We start from the raw sequence: 14,183 nt of genomic DNA, 5'->3' as shown, positions 1-14,183 counted from the left end.
AGATCAGGTCCTCGTTGTGATCCCGTCGAGAATGATGTCGATTCCGGCGAGGAACTGCGTACGGTCGTCGTGGTCGGTCAGCTGTGTCGAAACCCGGTGCACGAAGGGGTATTCGCCGGGATCGGTGTGCGTCCACTGGCCTGCGATCGTGGCCAGGAAATCCGACCGATCCGTTTCGCGGGCCAGCAGCCGCGCACCGGCCGCATACTGAGCGGCGAGGCCGAGGATGTAGCTCAACAGCGCTGTCGCCGAATCGAATTGATCCTCCTCTGGAACGCCGAGAGCATCGAGTTGGCCGCCGATCCCCTCGAAGATCCGCATGATCGCCATCTGCCACGGCTGACGCGACAGCTGCGTCCCGACCCACGGATGCGCGTCGATCGCGTCGAACACTCCCATCGCAACCGCCCGCACTGTTTCACGTGGTTCGGAGCTGTCGACGGCCACGCCTCGGGCGATGACGTCGTCGGCCGCCGTCGTGAGTAGTTCGTCCTTGTTCGCGACGTGGTGGTAGATCGCACCACTGCCCGTGTCGAGTCGTGTGGCGAGGGCGCGGAAGGTCAGCGCTGCTTCGCCGTCGGCGTCGAGGATGTCGATCGCCGCTTCGACGATGCGTTCCTTCGACAGTGCGTCGGCCCTTCTCTTCGTTGCCATGACAGACATCTTGACATATTTGGAACGTTGTTCCAAACTAGTGGAACAACGTTCCAATGCTCAGAAGGAGATCGACATGACACCCCACATCACCATCATCGGAGCAGGCCTCGGCGGCCTCGTCCTTGCTCGCGTTCTGCACGTCAACGGCATCGAATCCACGATCTACGAGGCGGAGGCGTCGCCGATGGCCCGCACGCAGGGCGGGCAGCTCGACATTCACGAGGGCGACGGCCAGGTCGCACTGGAACTGGCAGGCCTCACCGAGGAGTTCCGCGCGATCATTCACGAGGGGGCCGAGGCGTCGCGCATCCTCGATCCGCAGGGCGAGATGCTGCACGACGTGCCCGACGACGGCACATCGCGTCGCCCGGAGGTGCTTCGTGGCGATCTGCGACGGATCCTCATCGAGTCGCTGCCCGACGGCACGATCGAGTGGGGCCGCAAGGTCAGCGGCGTCGAGGCCTTGGGCGACGGCCGTAGCAGGATCGACTTCGCCGACGGTTCGGCTGTCACCACCGACCTTCTCGTCGGCGCGGACGGTGCGTGGTCGAAGGTTCGCCCGCTGCTGTCCGACGCGAAGCCCGAGTACTTCGGCACCGTCTTCGTCGAGACGTACCTGCACGACGTGGACAATCGCCATTCCGCGACGGCAGACCTCGTCGGACCCGGCGGAATGTTCGCGCTCACTCCGGGTAAAGGCATCACCGCGCACCGCGAGGCCGGCGAAATTCTGCATACCTACGTGCAGCTGAACCGTCCCGCAGATTTCGACATCACGAAGACTGCGGCCGAATTCGACGGCTGGGCACCGGAACTCGTCGCTTTGATCACAGACAGTGACACCGAACCCGTCGCGCGTCTGATTCATTCGTTGCCCGCCGGGCATCGATGGGACCGGGTCGCCGGGGTGACGCTCGTCGGCGATGCAGCTCATCTCATGCCGCCTGCAGGGGACGGTGCCAACCTCGCGATGCTCGACGGCGCCGAGCTCGGGCGGGCAATCGTCGCACATCCCGGCGACATCGAAGCAGCGCTGAAGGAGTACGAGGACGCCCTGTTTCCGCGCAGCGCGACTGCTGCGGTGGAAGCGCAGGAGCTGATCGACCTGTGCCTCGGTGATCGCGCGCCGTACGGTCTGATCGACTTCTTCGCGGGTATGGCCTAGGCCCCAGCGCATGCGACGTTATCTCTCCGTGACCATGTTGTGTCCCGTACGTGATGAAAGCGTCGGTCGATCGGAGATATTGCGCTGAAAGAGTTGCCTTCGTCGGAGCAGTAACGAAGGGGCTCGTGCGTGTCGTCAGAGTTGGATGCAGTGATCGAATCGATGCGCGAAAGGCATTCGTACACAGTCGAAGTGGAGCTCTACTCGGACGAGTACGTCATCGTCCGGTGCTCCGGTGAACTCGAGGTGAGTTCACGCGCGGAGCTCAGCAGCACTCTCGATCGTTTCTTGCGGCCAGGAACTGCCATCGACGTGGACTTCTCCGCAGTGACCTTCATCTATTCGGGTGCTGCGAACGTGGTGATCGACGCGGCCGAACGTGCAGACGGAAGACTGCGTGTGCTGGCAACCACTCGACCGGTCCGGATGGTCTTCCACGCGCTGGGTGCCGACGGCCTACTCGTCGACGACCTGCAGACGCTGTGACTGTCGGTACTTGCTGATAGACAGAAGCAATGCCCACTCGTGCACCGTTGCTGCAGGTCGAGCGCATCTGGGCTGAGCCCGACGCTATCGCAGACCTGCGTGGGCAGCAGATTCTCGCCCGGTTCCCCGATGCCGAGGTCATCGACGTCGCGTCGCACTGGCAGATTCCGGAACTGCACGGCAACGAGGGAAACATCGACCGCTGGGTTCGCGTCAAGACCGAGGATCTGGTCCTCGGTGTCAAGAAGTCGCTCAGTGCTCGGCCGAACGGCAGGTCGGCCGACTGGATCGCGCCGTCCACCGCGAACGGGTGCGCCATGGCGTGTGCGTACTGCTACGTTCCGCGGCGTAAGGGGTACGCAAATCCGATCACGGTGTTCACCAACATCGACCAGATCATCGGATACCTCGGGCGACACATCCGGCGTCAAGGACCGAAACTCGAAGCCAATCAATGCGATCCGTTCGACTGGGTGTACGACATCGGGGAGAACAGCGACTGCAGCGTCGATGCAACCGTGAGCGACAACGTCAGCGATCTGATCGGCGCGTTCGCGGGGTGGGACGGCGCCAAGGCGTCGTTCGCGACCAAGTACGTCAACCGTGAACTGCTCGAATTGAATCCCCGTGGCGGCACACGAATTCGGTTCTCGCTCATGCCGAAACCGGAGGCGAGGTTGCTCGACATCAGAACGTCGTCCATCGACGAGCGTCTTGCCGCGCTCGACGACTTCGTCGAGGCCGGGTACGAAGTGCACCTCAACTTCTCGCCCGTCGTCATCTCCGACGGGTGGCTCGGCCGGTGGAGCGAATTACTCGACCTACTCGACGCGACAGCCGGCGAGGCGTTCAAGAAGCAGGCTGCCGTCGAGATCATCATGCTGACGCACAACGAGGGTCTGCACGAGGTCAACCTCGGCTGGCATCCGCGCGCTGAACGTGTGCTGTGGACGCCCGAGATCCAGCAGCCGAAGCGTTCGCAGAACGGCGGCATCAACGTGCGCTATCGCAACGGTGTCAAAGCCCAGGCCGTGGCGGAACTGACCGATCTCGTCGCGACGAAGACACCGTGGCTCACGGTCAGATACGCGTTCTAACGCTTGCCCAGCAATGCGTCCTTCTGCTCGACGACCGACGTACGGATCGCGTCGACGACGCGGGCCACCTCGGGGCGTCGGAGAGTCTCGGCGCGGGAGACGAGCCAGTAGTCGAGCCTGATGGAGACGTCGTCAGGAAGAAGTCGGACCAGGTCCTCGTGACGGTCGGCCATGAAGCAGGGGAGTAGCCCGATGCCTGCGTCGGCGCGTGTGGCCTCGACGTGGACGAACACGTTGGTCGACGTGACCGATTCACGCATCAGGGGAGCGAATCCGGGTGCGATGTCCAGGTCGTCGACCTGCAGCATCGAGTCGATGAAGTAGACGAGCGGATGCGCCTGAAGATCGGGGACGGACGTGGGTTCCCCGTGTTCCTGCAGGTAGGACCGTGATGCGTACAGCCCGAGGTGGTAGTCGCTGAGTTTGATCGCCTCCGCGCGATGCACCTGGGGTTCGCCGACGACGATTTCGACATCCATCCCGGAACGCTGCTGCGACGCCCGCCTCGTCGTCGCGACGATCTCGACGGCAATGCCCGGGTGACGTCGCCTCACCTGCGCGACGGCAGGTGCGACGACGTATGCGCTGAATCCGTCGGTCGCCGAGACCCGGACGACGCCCTCGGCTTCGTCGTCGGGACCGATCAATGATCGGACCGCAGCCTCGATGTTCTCCGCAGCGGCCAGTGCGTCCTTACCGCGCGCGGTGAGTTCCCAACCGCTGCCGGACTTCGTCAACACCCGCCCGCCCAAGGTGGCCTCGAGCGCGGCGATGCGCCTGGAGATCGTGGTGTGGTTGACGCCCAGGTCGTCGGCCGCGGTGTTGTACCGGCCGGTTCGGCCGACCGCGAGAAGGATCAACAGGTCGTCGGCGCTGGGCAGTCGACCGTGTTCGGGATGACCGAGTGGCACGTCTGCATTCTTGCAGATCACAGTTGCGTACTTGGTCATTGCGGGCGCAACTTTCTGCATCGATACTCAGCCGTACCAAGTATGTGTGGGAGCGGTCACAATCTGCCTTCCACACGTGCCGTCTCACACGAGGAGAAGCAATGAGCGTCGAAGAACGCACACAGCCCGATCCGGACGCGACGCCGTCGGGCCTGAAGAAGGTCGTCGGCGCGTCGATGGCAGGCACGATCGTCGAGTGGTACGAGTTCTTCCTCTACGGAACCGCCGCGACCCTGGTCTTCTCCAAGATCTTCTTCGCCGCCGGAACGAGCGAACTCGACGCCATCCTCGCCGCGTTCGTCACCTATGCGGTCGGCTTCGTGGCTCGTCCGCTCGGTGGCATCGTGTTCGGTCACTTCGGCGACAAGTACGGCCGAAAGAAGTTGCTGCAGTTCAGCCTCGTGCTCGTCGGTGGTGCGACGTTCCTGATGGGATGTCTGCCGACGTTCAACCAGATCGGCTACTGGGCGCCCGCATTGCTGGTTGCCCTCCGCTTCATCCAGGGCTTCGCCGTCGGCGGTGAGTGGGGCGGCGCAGTTCTCCTCGTCGCAGAACACAGCCCCAACAAGAGCCGTGGCTTCTGGGCCAGCTGGCCGCAGGCAGGTGTGCCCGCCGGTAACCTGCTCGCGACCGTCGTGCTGCTCATCCTGACGACCGTGCTGAACGAGGACGACTTCCTCAGCTGGGGCTGGCGAATCGCGTTCTGGCTCTCCGCCGTCATCGTCTTCGTCGGCTACTACATCCGCACCAAGGTCACCGATGCCCCGATCTTCGTCGAGGCGCAGAAGCAGGCCGAGGTCATCAAGGCCGCGTCGTACGGTGTGTTCGAGGTTCTGAAGCGTTACCCGCGTGGCGTGTTCACCGCCATGGGACTTCGCTTCGGTGAGAACGTCATGTACTACCTCGTCGTCACGTTCACCATCACGTACTTGAAGGTCGAGGTCGGCACCGACACTCAGACCATCCTGTGGTGGATGCTCGCCGCGCACGCCGTGCACTTCTGCGTCATTCCGTTGGTGGGCAAGCTCGCCGACCGCATCGGCCGTCGTCCGGTCTATTTGATCGGTGCCGTCACCGCAGGCACATGGGGCTTCTTCGCCTTCCCGATGTTCAACAGCGGGCACAATGCCGTCATCATGCTCGCGATCATCATCGGCCTGGTGTTCCACGCGTTCATGTACGCCACACAGCCGGCGATCATGGCAGAGATGTTCCCGACGCGTATGCGCTACTCCGGCGTGTCCCTCGGCTACCAGGTCACGTCGATCGTCGCCGGTTCGCTCGCCCCGATCATCGCGGTTGCGCTGCTGGACAATTTCGGTTCCAGCGTGCCGATCGCCTGGTACCTCGCCGCGTCGTGTGCCGTCACCCTGGTGGCCGTGATCGCCGCACGTGAGACCAAGGGCCTCGCACTGGAGACCATCGACATCGCCGACGCCAAGAACCTCGCCACCGAGGCGGAGCTGCTGAAGGCGGGTCTGAAGTGAGTGGCCTGACCGGACGCACAGCCCTGGTCACGGGTGGTGCATCCGGAATCGGCGCGGCATGTGCTCGTTCCCTTGCTGCCAGCGGTGCGTCGGTAACCATTGCCGACGTCGACGAGGTCGCCGCGAAGGAGTTGGCCGCCGAACTTCACGGCGAGGCGTGGGCGGTCGATCTGCTCGATGTTTCCGCGCTGGAGAACCTGCAGTTGGACGTGGACATCCTCGTCAACAATGCGGGAATCCAAACCGTCGCTCCCATCGTCGATTTCGATCCCGCAGCGTTCCGGCGTATCCAGACGCTGATGGTGGAAGCGCCGTTCCTGCTGATCCGAGCGGCGTTGCCGGGCATGTACTCCCGCTCGTTCGGCCGGATCGTGAACATCTCGTCGGTCCACGGTATCCGGGCATCGGAGTACAAGGTGGCATACGTCACCGCGAAACATGCGTTGGAGGGTCTGTCGAAGGTGACAGCGCTCGAAGGTGGCGCGCACGGCGTGACCAGCAACTGCGTCAACCCGGGATATGTACGAACCCCGTTGGTGGAGAAGCAGATCGCCGACCAGGCGGCAGCGCACGGCATCGCCGAGAACGAGGTGCTCGAGAAGGTCATGCTGACCGAGAGCGCCGTCAAACGGCTCGTCGAACCGGCCGAAGTGGGATCTCTGGTGGGATGGCTCGCTTCGGCCGACGCCGGCATGGTCACGGGGGCGTCGTACCTCATGGACGGTGGTTGGTCGGCGAGTTAGTTTCGGTGTCTCCCTTCACCGCTTGAATGGTCCATTCATGTTGTCTGCCAACATGAATGGACCATACAAGCGATGGGGGGTTCACGCTTGAATGTGACCGTCACGCTATCTGTTCGTATGAATGGACCATTCAAGCGATAGGGGTCAGACCGCTGGGTAAGGATGCCTGCGAGTCGACGGCAGCCGCGGAGGTTCTTACAACAGAAATATCTGTTTACAACGCACGAGCGTGCTGTGAACGAACGGTGGTGTTGTAAGAGTCCTCGGGTACCGTCCTGCCAGATGTCAGCGAGCAACGGCGGGGGCCTGAAAATGTCAGCGAGCACGGCTGCGAATCGCGTCGCGAAGGTTGCGTTCCTGCTGATTGCCGCGCAGCTGGTGGTTCGCGGGTATGTACTGGCGTCGGGGAACTTCTACTGGGACGACCTGATTCTCATCGGGCGCGGTAGTGCCTTCCCTCTCTTCTCGACCGACCTGTTGTTCTACGACCACGACGGTCACTTCATGCCGGGTGCATTCTTCGTCGCCGGAATCACGACCGCCCTCGCGCCGCTGCAGTGGTGGCTACCGGCCGTGACTGTGCTCGTCATGCAGGCGGCAGCGTCGTACGCGGTGTTGCGGTTGTTGCGCACGATCCTGGGATCGAACCCGATCCTGTTGCTGCCGTTGACCTTCTACCTGTTCTCGCCCTTGACGTTGCCGTCGTTCGCGTGGTGGGCGGCGGCGCTCAATTCGCTGCCCCTGCAGTTCGCGCTTGCCTGGGTCGCGGGTGATGCGCTCCACTACGCACGGACGGGGCGTCGGCGATATGTCGTGACGGGCACGGTCGTCACGGCGGTCGCGCTGTTGTTCTTCGAGAAGTCGGTCCTCGTTCCGCTCTTCGCGTTCGGTGTCGTCGCGGTGATGTTCGGTGTGCGTGAAGCATGGAAACAGGCTGCTGCTCTGTGGCTTTCGTGCGCTGGCGTCGGGGTCGTCTGGGCTGTTGCTTTTCTGCTCGTCACGCAGACCGGCTTCGCGTTCCACGGTTGGCGGACGACGGCGGAACTGGTGAACCACGGGGTGTCACTCGGGTTGATCCCGACGCTGGTGGGCGGTCCGTGGGCGTGGGAACGCTGGCCGCCGTCGGGGCCGTGGGCTGCGCCGCCGATCGTGCTCGTCGTCGCAGCTTGGGTAGTAGTGCTTGCGGCACTGTACTTTTCGATCAGGCGGCATCGCATGGTCTGGGCGGGACTCCTAGGCTACGTCGCCTTGTCGGTCGCGGTCATGGTGCTGTCCAGGTCAGGCCCGGATACTGCGAACGAATTGGCGCAGACTTTGAGGTACGTCGCGGACAGTTCCGTAGTCATCGCCGTCGGAGCCGCGCTGATCTTGCGGAGCGCGACTCCGAGTCGCGGATGGATCGCTGTAGCAACGGTATTCGTCGTCAGCTGCCTCGTGTCCACGTACACGTTTGTCTCGACGTGGCAGGACGATCCGGCCGGGGACTACCTCGCGAATGCCACGGCGTCGCTCGCAGACCGCGACGTACCGCTGCTGGACCAGCCCGTCTCACCCTGGGTTCTGACGCCCCTGGCCTATCCCGAGAACTCGGCCGCACGGATATTCGGCAGCCTCGACCCGAACTTCGCGCCGTCGACGCCCGTGCTGCGGTACCTCGACGACGCCGGGCACGTGCGGCCTGCCGTCGTCAGCCCGTCGCGCAGCATCACGCAGGGGCCGGAACCGGACTGCGGCTTTTCCGTCGGGAATCGGACGCGCATGCCACTCGACGCCGCTGTCCCCGAATGGGACTGGACCGTGCAGCTGAACTATTTCTCCGACGGCGACAGCGTCGTGGATCTCGAGCTCGATACCGGAGATGCAGTGTCCGTGCCGCTGAGGAGCTGACTGAACACCGTCTACGTCCGACTCAGCGGATCGGGCAGTGCGGTGACGGCGACGACTGCCGGGCGGGTGTGCATCGGAAGCGGCCCGCTGGGCGTCGTGATGCTCGAATGACGGAAAAAGCCCCCGCACACGAGGTGCGGGGGCTTTCCCTTCGGCGGAGGATAGGGGATTTGAACCCCTGAGGGCGTTAACCCAACCCGCGTTCCAGGCGAGCGCCATAGGCCACTAGGCGAATCCTCCGTGGGGAAGCATACCGGGTAACCCCCCGCAGATCCCAAACGGGCCGGTCCGGCCCTACGCGGACCGTTGATCGACGTCGTCGACGAGGCTTGGATGGCGCACCGAAGCTGTCTGTTCGTATGAAAGGACCATTCAAGCGATCGCGGGGGCATGCACAGTGCGGTCCGCAGTACGGCTACACTCTTCACTGGATCCCGCGCGGCGCGCATCCTGTGAACTCCCCCAGGGCCGGAAGGCAGCAAGGGTCAACGGGCTCTGCCGGGTGCGCGGGGTCCCCTTAACTTCTGAGGACCAGCACCACGAGAGGCCGCTCCACATGTCAGCGCAGACCCAGTTCGGGTTGATGAACCATGAGGAGCTCGTTTCCGAGCACGACCGGCAGAGCGCCAGGTACGAGCAGCTCAAGGCTGAGAACCTCGCCCTCGATCTGACCCGAGGCAAGCCGTCGCCCGCGCAGCTCGATCTGTCTGCAGCGCTGCTGACCCTTCCCGGAGACGATTTTCGCGACGGTAACGGCACGGACTGCCGCAACTACGGCGGCCTCGCGGGCCTGCCCGAGCTGCGTGCCATCTTCGGTGAGCTGCTGAACATTCCGGTATCGAATCTTCTCGCCGGCAACAACGCGAGCCTCGAGATCATGCAGGACCTCGTCGTATGGTCGCTGTTGCACGGGCTTCCCGACTCGCCGCGTCCCTGGTCCGCCGAGCCGAACATCCGGTTCCTGTGCCCGGCCCCCGGCTACGACCGGCATTTCGCGATCACCGAGAGCTTCGGCATCGACATGATCCCGATCCCGATGCTCGACGACGGTCCCGACGTTGCAGAGATCGCCAGGCTGGTCGCGTCGGATCCCCAGATCAAGGGCATGTGGGCGGTTCCGAACTACTCGAACCCCACGGGCGCCGTCTTCTCCGAAGAGGTCGTCAGGGCATTGGCCTCGATGCCGACGGCGGCTCCCGACTTCCGACTGTTCTGGGACAACGCCTACGCCGTGCACCCGCTCGTCGAGGAATTCGCGCCGTCGCACGACATCCTCGGTTGGGCTGCGGAAGCCGGCAATCCGAATCGGCCGTTCGTGTTCGCGTCGACGTCGAAGATCACGTTCGCCGGGGCAGGTGTCAGCTTCTTCGGCAGCTCGACGACCAACCTCGACTGGTACCAGAAGCACCTCGGCACCAAGAGCATCGGCCCGGACAAGCTGAACCAGTTGCGCCATCTGCGTTTCTTCGGTGACGCCGAGGGTGTTCGCGCTCACATGGCCAAGCATCGCGAGATCCTGGCGCCGAAGTTCGCGCTCGTCCGGCAGATTCTCGACGACCGTCTCGGCGCGTCGAAGATCGCGTCCTGGACCGAACCGAAGGGCGGATACTTCATCTCGCTCGACGTGCTCGAAGGAACAGCAGCCCGGGCCATCTCGCTGGCGAAGGACGCGGGTATCGCGTTGACGGGGGCAGGTTCGGCCTTCCCGTACAAGAAGGATCCAGAGGATCGCAACATCCGTCTGGCCCCGAGTTTCCCGTCGCTCGATGAGCTCGAGAAGTCGATGGACGGCGTCGCGACCTGCGTTCTGCTGGCCGCGACGGAGAAGCTCCTACGTACCTCGTAAAACGCCTACGTGCACGGAAATACATACGGGAGTATGTATTTCCGTGCACATGCGCAGCGCCTAGTGGCCTAGTGGCCTAGTGGCCTACGACTACCGCACCCTCGGGAGCAGCGGGAAGCAGTCCCGGCTTGACCACGATCGCCGAGATGACCGCGCCGAGCAGGAAGATGCCGGTCGCCCACCAGAACGTCGTGGTGTAGCTGGCGATCTCCGCGTGTGCCTGCAGTGACAGCGGATCCGTCGCGGACGCCATGTTGTCGGTGACGTAGCTGGTCGCTGCGGTGGCGGCGATCGTGCTCAGCAGCGCGGTTCCGATCGAACCACCCACCTGCTGCATCGTGTTGACCGTCGCCGACGCGACACCCGAATCGTCGGGGTTCACACCCGAGATCGCCCCTTGCATGGCCGGGGCCATCGTGGCGCCGAGGCCGAGGCCCATGACGATCAGGCCGGGCAAGATGTGCGTGACGTAGCTGGAGTCGACGTCGATCTGCGTGAGTAGACCCATGCCGACCGCCGCGACGAGGAGTCCGGTGGTCATGAGGACACGCGGCCCGAAGCGGGGCAGCACGATGGCGGTCGACAGCGTCGCGGTGACGATGAGCGAGGCGATCATCGGCATGAACGCGAATCCGGTGGTGATCGGGGTGAAGCCGAGTGTGTTCTGCAAGTAGTAGGTCAGGAACAGGAACACTGCGAACATGCCCGCGCCCGTGACGAAGACTGCGAGGAACGATCCGGCCCGAGTGCGGTCGAGGATGATGCGCAGCGGCAGCAACGGGTGCGCGACGCGCTGCTGAATGCTGAAGAACACTCCGAGCAGACCGACGCCCGCGACCAGGAAAGCGATCGTGACGGTGTTGCCCCAGCCGTCGGACTCTGCATGTGCGAAGCCGTAGACGATGGCGAACAGTGCAGCCGACACCGTCAATGTGCCGGGGATGTCGAGGCGAGGACGGACATCTGCCTTGTGCTTGGCCAGAAGGATGAATCCTGCGACGAACGCCAGCGCGGCGAAGACGAGGTTGATGTAGAGGCTCCAGCGCCAGTTGGCCCACTCGGTCAACATGCCACCGAGCAGCAGGCCGAGAGCGCCGCCGCCGCCTGCGATCGCGCCGAAGATGCCGAACGCCTTGGCGCGTTCCTTCGGATCGGTGAATGTGGTGGCGAGAAGTGACAGGGCAGCCGGTGCGAGCAGAGCCCCGAAGACACCCTGACCTGCACGTGCGGCGACCAGCATGCCGAAGTTCACGGCAGCGCCTCCGACGGCCGACATGACGGCGAAGCCGACGAGGCCGACCAAGAAGGTGTTGCGACGGCCGAACAAGTCACTCAATCGGCCACCGAGCAACAGCAAGCTGCCGAATGCGAGGGCGTAGGACGTGACGACCCACGAGCGGTTCGCGTTGTCGAAGCCCAAGTCGAGCTGGGCGGCGGGGAGAGCGATGTTCACGACGGTGGCGTCGAGCACCACCATGAGCTGGGCGAGACCCAGCGTGGCCAGAATCAGCCAGCGATTGCGATGGGCCTTGGCATCGGTGACTTCCTCCGTTGCCAGCCCCGACGACGAGACGTCGTCCGAAGACAGTGCAGTCATGGTGTTCCTCTGATCGACTATGCGGAGGTGTATCCTCCGGTTATTGGAACAAGGTAGCAGCTAAGTGGAGGAATGTCCTCCGCTTATCGGGTGAAACGGACATCGAATGAGTGTGAGAGCCGACACAGCGGCCAAGAAGCCGCTGCGTGCCGACGCCGAACGGAATCGTCGACGCATCATCGACGCAGCTCGAGAGTTGTTCGCGTCGCGCGGTATCGACATCACGCTCGACGACGTCGCCGCCCACGCCAAGGTGGGCGTCGGCACCGTCTACAGGCGGTTCTCGTGCAAGGAAGAATTGATCGACGGCGTATTCGAGCAGCGTCTCGAAGAGATGCTCGGGCATGCGGAAGAAGCTCTGAAGGCGGACGACGCGTGGGACGGGCTCGTCATGTTCCTCGAAAGTCTCTGTGAGGGCATCTCCGCCGACCGAGGGCTGAACGATGTCGTCATGGGTACCGACGAGGGCTGCAACGGAATCGCCCAGGTGCGCGAGAAGATCGATCCGTTCGTGGACGAGATCGTTCGGCGCGCACGTGACTCGGGTCAACTGCGCGCGGACGTCGAGGTCAACGACTTCTTTCCGCTGATCGGAATGGTCGGAGCCGCATCGGAATTCACCTGTGCGGTCGAGCCGGCGAACTGGAAGCGATACTTCGCACTCGTGCTCGACGGCCTACGCGCCGAGCCCGGCGCCGCGACCGCTCTTCCGGGTCGAGCCTTCACGTCCGACGAGATTCTCGCTGCGAAAACGGCCATGCATCGACGTCGTCGGTGACTGTTACTCGACACCAACGCCGCCGATTTCTCGCTGGCCCCACCTGATCGCGCGTTGTGACGTCTCATAGTCGTAGTGACGTTGCAGAACTCATGCTTCCGAAATGTGTCCCCCATCACGTACTGTCCGTCGGGAGTGTTACTACCGCTGAGTAAGAAGCGGTCGGCACAGAAACCTACGGGGGTAGTTACATGCGTGTGTCACGGTTGTTCGGATCGGCTGTCGGCCTGGCCGTCGTGGCTGCCGCGGCGTTGACGCCGCTGGCGACGGCGGCGCCTTCCACCGGGTCGACGGTGGAATCCGACTTCTACGTACCGCCCAACCCGCTGCCCGACGGCTCTCCTGGCGACCTGATTCGCACGGAACCGTCGCACCTCGCGTTGTCCGTTCCCGGTATCGGCGGCACACTTCCAGGGGAGGCCACGCGAATCCTGTACCGCAGCACCGATTCCAACGGCGACGCGAACGCGGTGTCCGGCACGTACATCGATCCCGCAGCCGAGTGGACCGGCCCCGGTGAGCGTCCGCTCGTCGTACTCGCTCCCGGTACGCAGGGCCAGGGTGATCAGTGTGCCCCGTCGAAGATGTTGAACAACGTCATCACGTACACGCCTCCGCTCGGGTTCATGGTCGAATACGAAGTGCTGGCGGCGTATTCGCTGCTGTCGCAGGGTTACGGCGTCGTCATCACCGATTACGAGGGCCTCGGTACACCGGGAGCGCACACGTACGTCAACCGCGCGGCCGAGGCGCATGCGGTGCTCGACGCGGCCCGCGCGGCCCGAAAGATCCAGGGCACCAAGCTTTCCGCCGAAGGCCCGGTCGGCCTGTACGGCTACTCGCAAGGTGGAGGCGCGGCCGCGGCCGGTGCCGAACTCGCCGAGGAGTATGCACCCGAGTTGAACATCGTCGGGACGTACGCAGGCGCGCCACCGGCCGATCTGAAGCAGACGCTCGATCAGGTCGACGGCACGGTTCTCACCGGTGTCATCGGCTACACGCTCAACGGCCTACTCGAATCCGATCCGGGTCTGCGGCCGATCATCGACGAGAACATCAACGACGCAGGCAAGGCGATGCTGAATCTGGTCGCGAATCAGTGTGTCGGAGAGACGATTCTGACCGTCGGACTGCACCGGACGCAGGAGTACACCAAGACCGGTGAGCCGATGTCGGTAGTGCTGAACAGGTTGCCTGTGGCGCAGGAGATTCTGGCCAAGAACAAGATCGGCGAGCGTACGCCGAACGCGCCGGTACTCATTCAATCGGGTACGTCGGACGACATCGTGCCGCACGGCCAGGCCGTCGAATTGGCAGGCAACTGGTGTGGCAAGGGTGCGACGGTTCAGCTGAGCAGTGCACAGCTACCGGCCGTCGTTCCGGGTTCTGCTGCAGGGCATGTCATTCCGGACCTTCTCGGCCTGGGTGAAGCACAGAACTGGATCAAGGACCGCTTCTACGGCGTTCCGGCTCCGACCAACTGCTGATCG

Annotated in this window: 12 protein-coding genes, 1 tRNA gene and 1 other RNA gene; 10 read left to right on the top strand and 4 right to left on the bottom strand. The window is 63.8% G+C overall.

All coding sequences use genetic code 11. The features are described 5' to 3' along the window. Positions 1 to 3: 3 nt before the first annotated feature. Positions 4 to 654 (bottom strand): TetR/AcrR family transcriptional regulator, encoded by a 651-nt coding sequence (locus tag CHB96_RS06515; protein WP_089244738.1) that lies wholly within the window; start codon positions 652 to 654, stop codon positions 4 to 6. A 76-nt stretch (positions 655 to 730) separates the two neighbouring features. On the opposite strand from CHB96_RS06515, the gene CHB96_RS06510 reads away from it, so the two are divergent. The 3 genes from CHB96_RS06510 (at position 731) to CHB96_RS06500 (ending at position 3,405) form a co-directional block, all read left to right on the top strand. Continuing rightward, positions 731 to 1,822 (top strand): FAD-dependent oxidoreductase, encoded by a 1,092-nt coding sequence (locus CHB96_RS06510; protein WP_089244736.1) that lies wholly within the window; start codon positions 731 to 733, stop codon positions 1,820 to 1,822. A 129-nt stretch (positions 1,823 to 1,951) separates the two neighbouring features. Further along, entirely contained in the window at positions 1,952 to 2,308 is a 357-nt protein-coding gene (locus tag CHB96_RS06505) for an STAS domain-containing protein (RefSeq protein ID WP_089244270.1), read from the top strand. A 29-nt stretch (positions 2,309 to 2,337) separates the two neighbouring features. After that, entirely contained in the window at positions 2,338 to 3,405 is a 1,068-nt protein-coding gene (locus CHB96_RS06500) for a spore photoproduct lyase family protein (protein ID WP_089244268.1), read from the top strand. Here the strand turns inward: CHB96_RS06500 and CHB96_RS06495 are convergent. After that, positions 3,402 to 4,376 (bottom strand): LysR family transcriptional regulator, encoded by a 975-nt coding sequence (locus tag CHB96_RS06495; RefSeq protein ID WP_176444173.1) that lies wholly within the window; start codon positions 4,374 to 4,376, stop codon positions 3,402 to 3,404. The genes CHB96_RS06500 and CHB96_RS06495 overlap by 4 nt on opposite strands. 80 nt (positions 4,377 to 4,456) lie before the next feature. On the opposite strand from CHB96_RS06495, the gene CHB96_RS06490 reads away from it, so the two are divergent. The 3 genes from CHB96_RS06490 to CHB96_RS06480 all read left to right on the top strand — a co-directional run bounded on the left by CHB96_RS06490 (position 4,457) and on the right by CHB96_RS06480 (position 8,472). After that, positions 4,457 to 5,842, top strand: coding sequence for an MFS transporter (locus CHB96_RS06490; protein ID WP_089244264.1), 1,386 nt, complete (start codon positions 4,457 to 4,459; stop codon positions 5,840 to 5,842). Then, on the top strand, positions 5,839 to 6,585 hold the full coding sequence (locus CHB96_RS06485; protein ID WP_089244262.1) for a 3-hydroxybutyrate dehydrogenase: 747 nt from the start codon (positions 5,839 to 5,841) through the stop codon (positions 6,583 to 6,585). The genes CHB96_RS06490 and CHB96_RS06485 overlap by 4 nt, the downstream gene beginning before the upstream one ends. Before the next feature lie 282 nt (positions 6,586 to 6,867). Continuing rightward, the gene (locus CHB96_RS06480; protein ID WP_245865312.1) at positions 6,868 to 8,472 is read left to right on the top strand and encodes a hypothetical protein; all 1,605 of its coding nucleotides are present in this window, start codon (positions 6,868 to 6,870) and stop codon (positions 8,470 to 8,472) included. Positions 8,473 to 8,627: 155 nt separating this feature from the next. Here the strand turns inward: CHB96_RS06480 and CHB96_RS06475 are convergent. Further along, a tRNA-Ser gene (locus CHB96_RS06475) sits at positions 8,628 to 8,712 on the bottom strand. 186 nt (positions 8,713 to 8,898) lie between these two features. On the opposite strand from CHB96_RS06475, the gene ffs reads away from it, so the two are divergent. Both ffs and CHB96_RS06465 read left to right on the top strand, forming a co-directional pair. After that, positions 8,899 to 8,993, top strand: an RNA gene (gene ffs, locus CHB96_RS06470) — signal recognition particle sRNA small type. Between the two features lie 35 nt (positions 8,994 to 9,028). Beyond that, positions 9,029 to 10,318 (top strand): aspartate aminotransferase type Ic, encoded by a 1,290-nt coding sequence (locus tag CHB96_RS06465; RefSeq protein WP_089244260.1) that lies wholly within the window; start codon positions 9,029 to 9,031, stop codon positions 10,316 to 10,318. Between the two features lie 76 nt (positions 10,319 to 10,394). Here CHB96_RS06465 and CHB96_RS06460 read toward each other — a convergent pair whose 3' ends face one another. Beyond that, the gene (locus CHB96_RS06460; RefSeq protein ID WP_089244258.1) at positions 10,395 to 11,915 is read right to left on the bottom strand and encodes a DHA2 family efflux MFS transporter permease subunit; all 1,521 of its coding nucleotides are present in this window, start codon (positions 11,913 to 11,915) and stop codon (positions 10,395 to 10,397) included. Positions 11,916 to 12,021: 106 nt separating this feature from the next. Here CHB96_RS06460 and CHB96_RS06455 point away from each other — a divergent pair, with 106 nt between their 5' ends. Next, the gene (locus CHB96_RS06455) at positions 12,022 to 12,693 is read left to right on the top strand and encodes a TetR/AcrR family transcriptional regulator (protein WP_089244256.1); all 672 of its coding nucleotides are present in this window, start codon (positions 12,022 to 12,024) and stop codon (positions 12,691 to 12,693) included. Between the two features lie 191 nt (positions 12,694 to 12,884). Further along, a complete protein-coding gene (locus CHB96_RS06450; RefSeq protein WP_089244254.1) occupies positions 12,885 to 14,180 on the top strand; it encodes a lipase family protein in 1,296 nt (431 codons plus the stop codon). The last annotated feature ends 3 nt before the right edge of the window (positions 14,181 to 14,183 follow it).

This window comes from Rhodococcoides kyotonense (genome assembly GCF_900188125.1).
GTDB classification, from domain to species: domain Bacteria; phylum Actinomycetota; class Actinomycetes; order Mycobacteriales; family Mycobacteriaceae; genus Rhodococcoides; species Rhodococcoides kyotonense.
This window is presented reverse-complemented; position numbering and strand designations above follow the sequence as displayed.

What these genes read in the sequence shown, in the direction of transcription:
- CHB96_RS06515 (WP_089244738.1), bottom strand. Translation starts at nt 654, where the DNA reads ATGGCAACGAAGAGAAGGGCCGACGCACTGTCGAAGGAACGCATCGTC.
- CHB96_RS06510 (WP_089244736.1), top strand. Translation starts at nt 731, where the DNA reads ATGACACCCCACATCACCATCATCGGAGCAGGCCTCGGCGGCCTCGTC.
- CHB96_RS06500 (WP_089244268.1), top strand. Translation starts at nt 2,338, where the DNA reads ATGCCCACTCGTGCACCGTTGCTGCAGGTCGAGCGCATCTGGGCTGAG.
- CHB96_RS06495 (WP_176444173.1), bottom strand. Translation starts at nt 4,376, where the DNA reads ATGCAGAAAGTTGCGCCCGCAATGACCAAGTACGCAACTGTGATCTGC.
- CHB96_RS06490 (WP_089244264.1), top strand. Translation starts at nt 4,457, where the DNA reads ATGAGCGTCGAAGAACGCACACAGCCCGATCCGGACGCGACGCCGTCG.
- CHB96_RS06480 (WP_245865312.1), top strand. Translation starts at nt 6,868, where the DNA reads ATGTCAGCGAGCAACGGCGGGGGCCTGAAAATGTCAGCGAGCACGGCT.
- CHB96_RS06465 (WP_089244260.1), top strand. Translation starts at nt 9,029, where the DNA reads ATGTCAGCGCAGACCCAGTTCGGGTTGATGAACCATGAGGAGCTCGTT.
- CHB96_RS06460 (WP_089244258.1), bottom strand. Translation starts at nt 11,915, where the DNA reads ATGACTGCACTGTCTTCGGACGACGTCTCGTCGTCGGGGCTGGCAACG.
- CHB96_RS06455 (WP_089244256.1), top strand. Translation starts at nt 12,022, where the DNA reads ATGAGTGTGAGAGCCGACACAGCGGCCAAGAAGCCGCTGCGTGCCGAC.
- CHB96_RS06450 (WP_089244254.1), top strand. Translation starts at nt 12,885, where the DNA reads ATGCGTGTGTCACGGTTGTTCGGATCGGCTGTCGGCCTGGCCGTCGTG.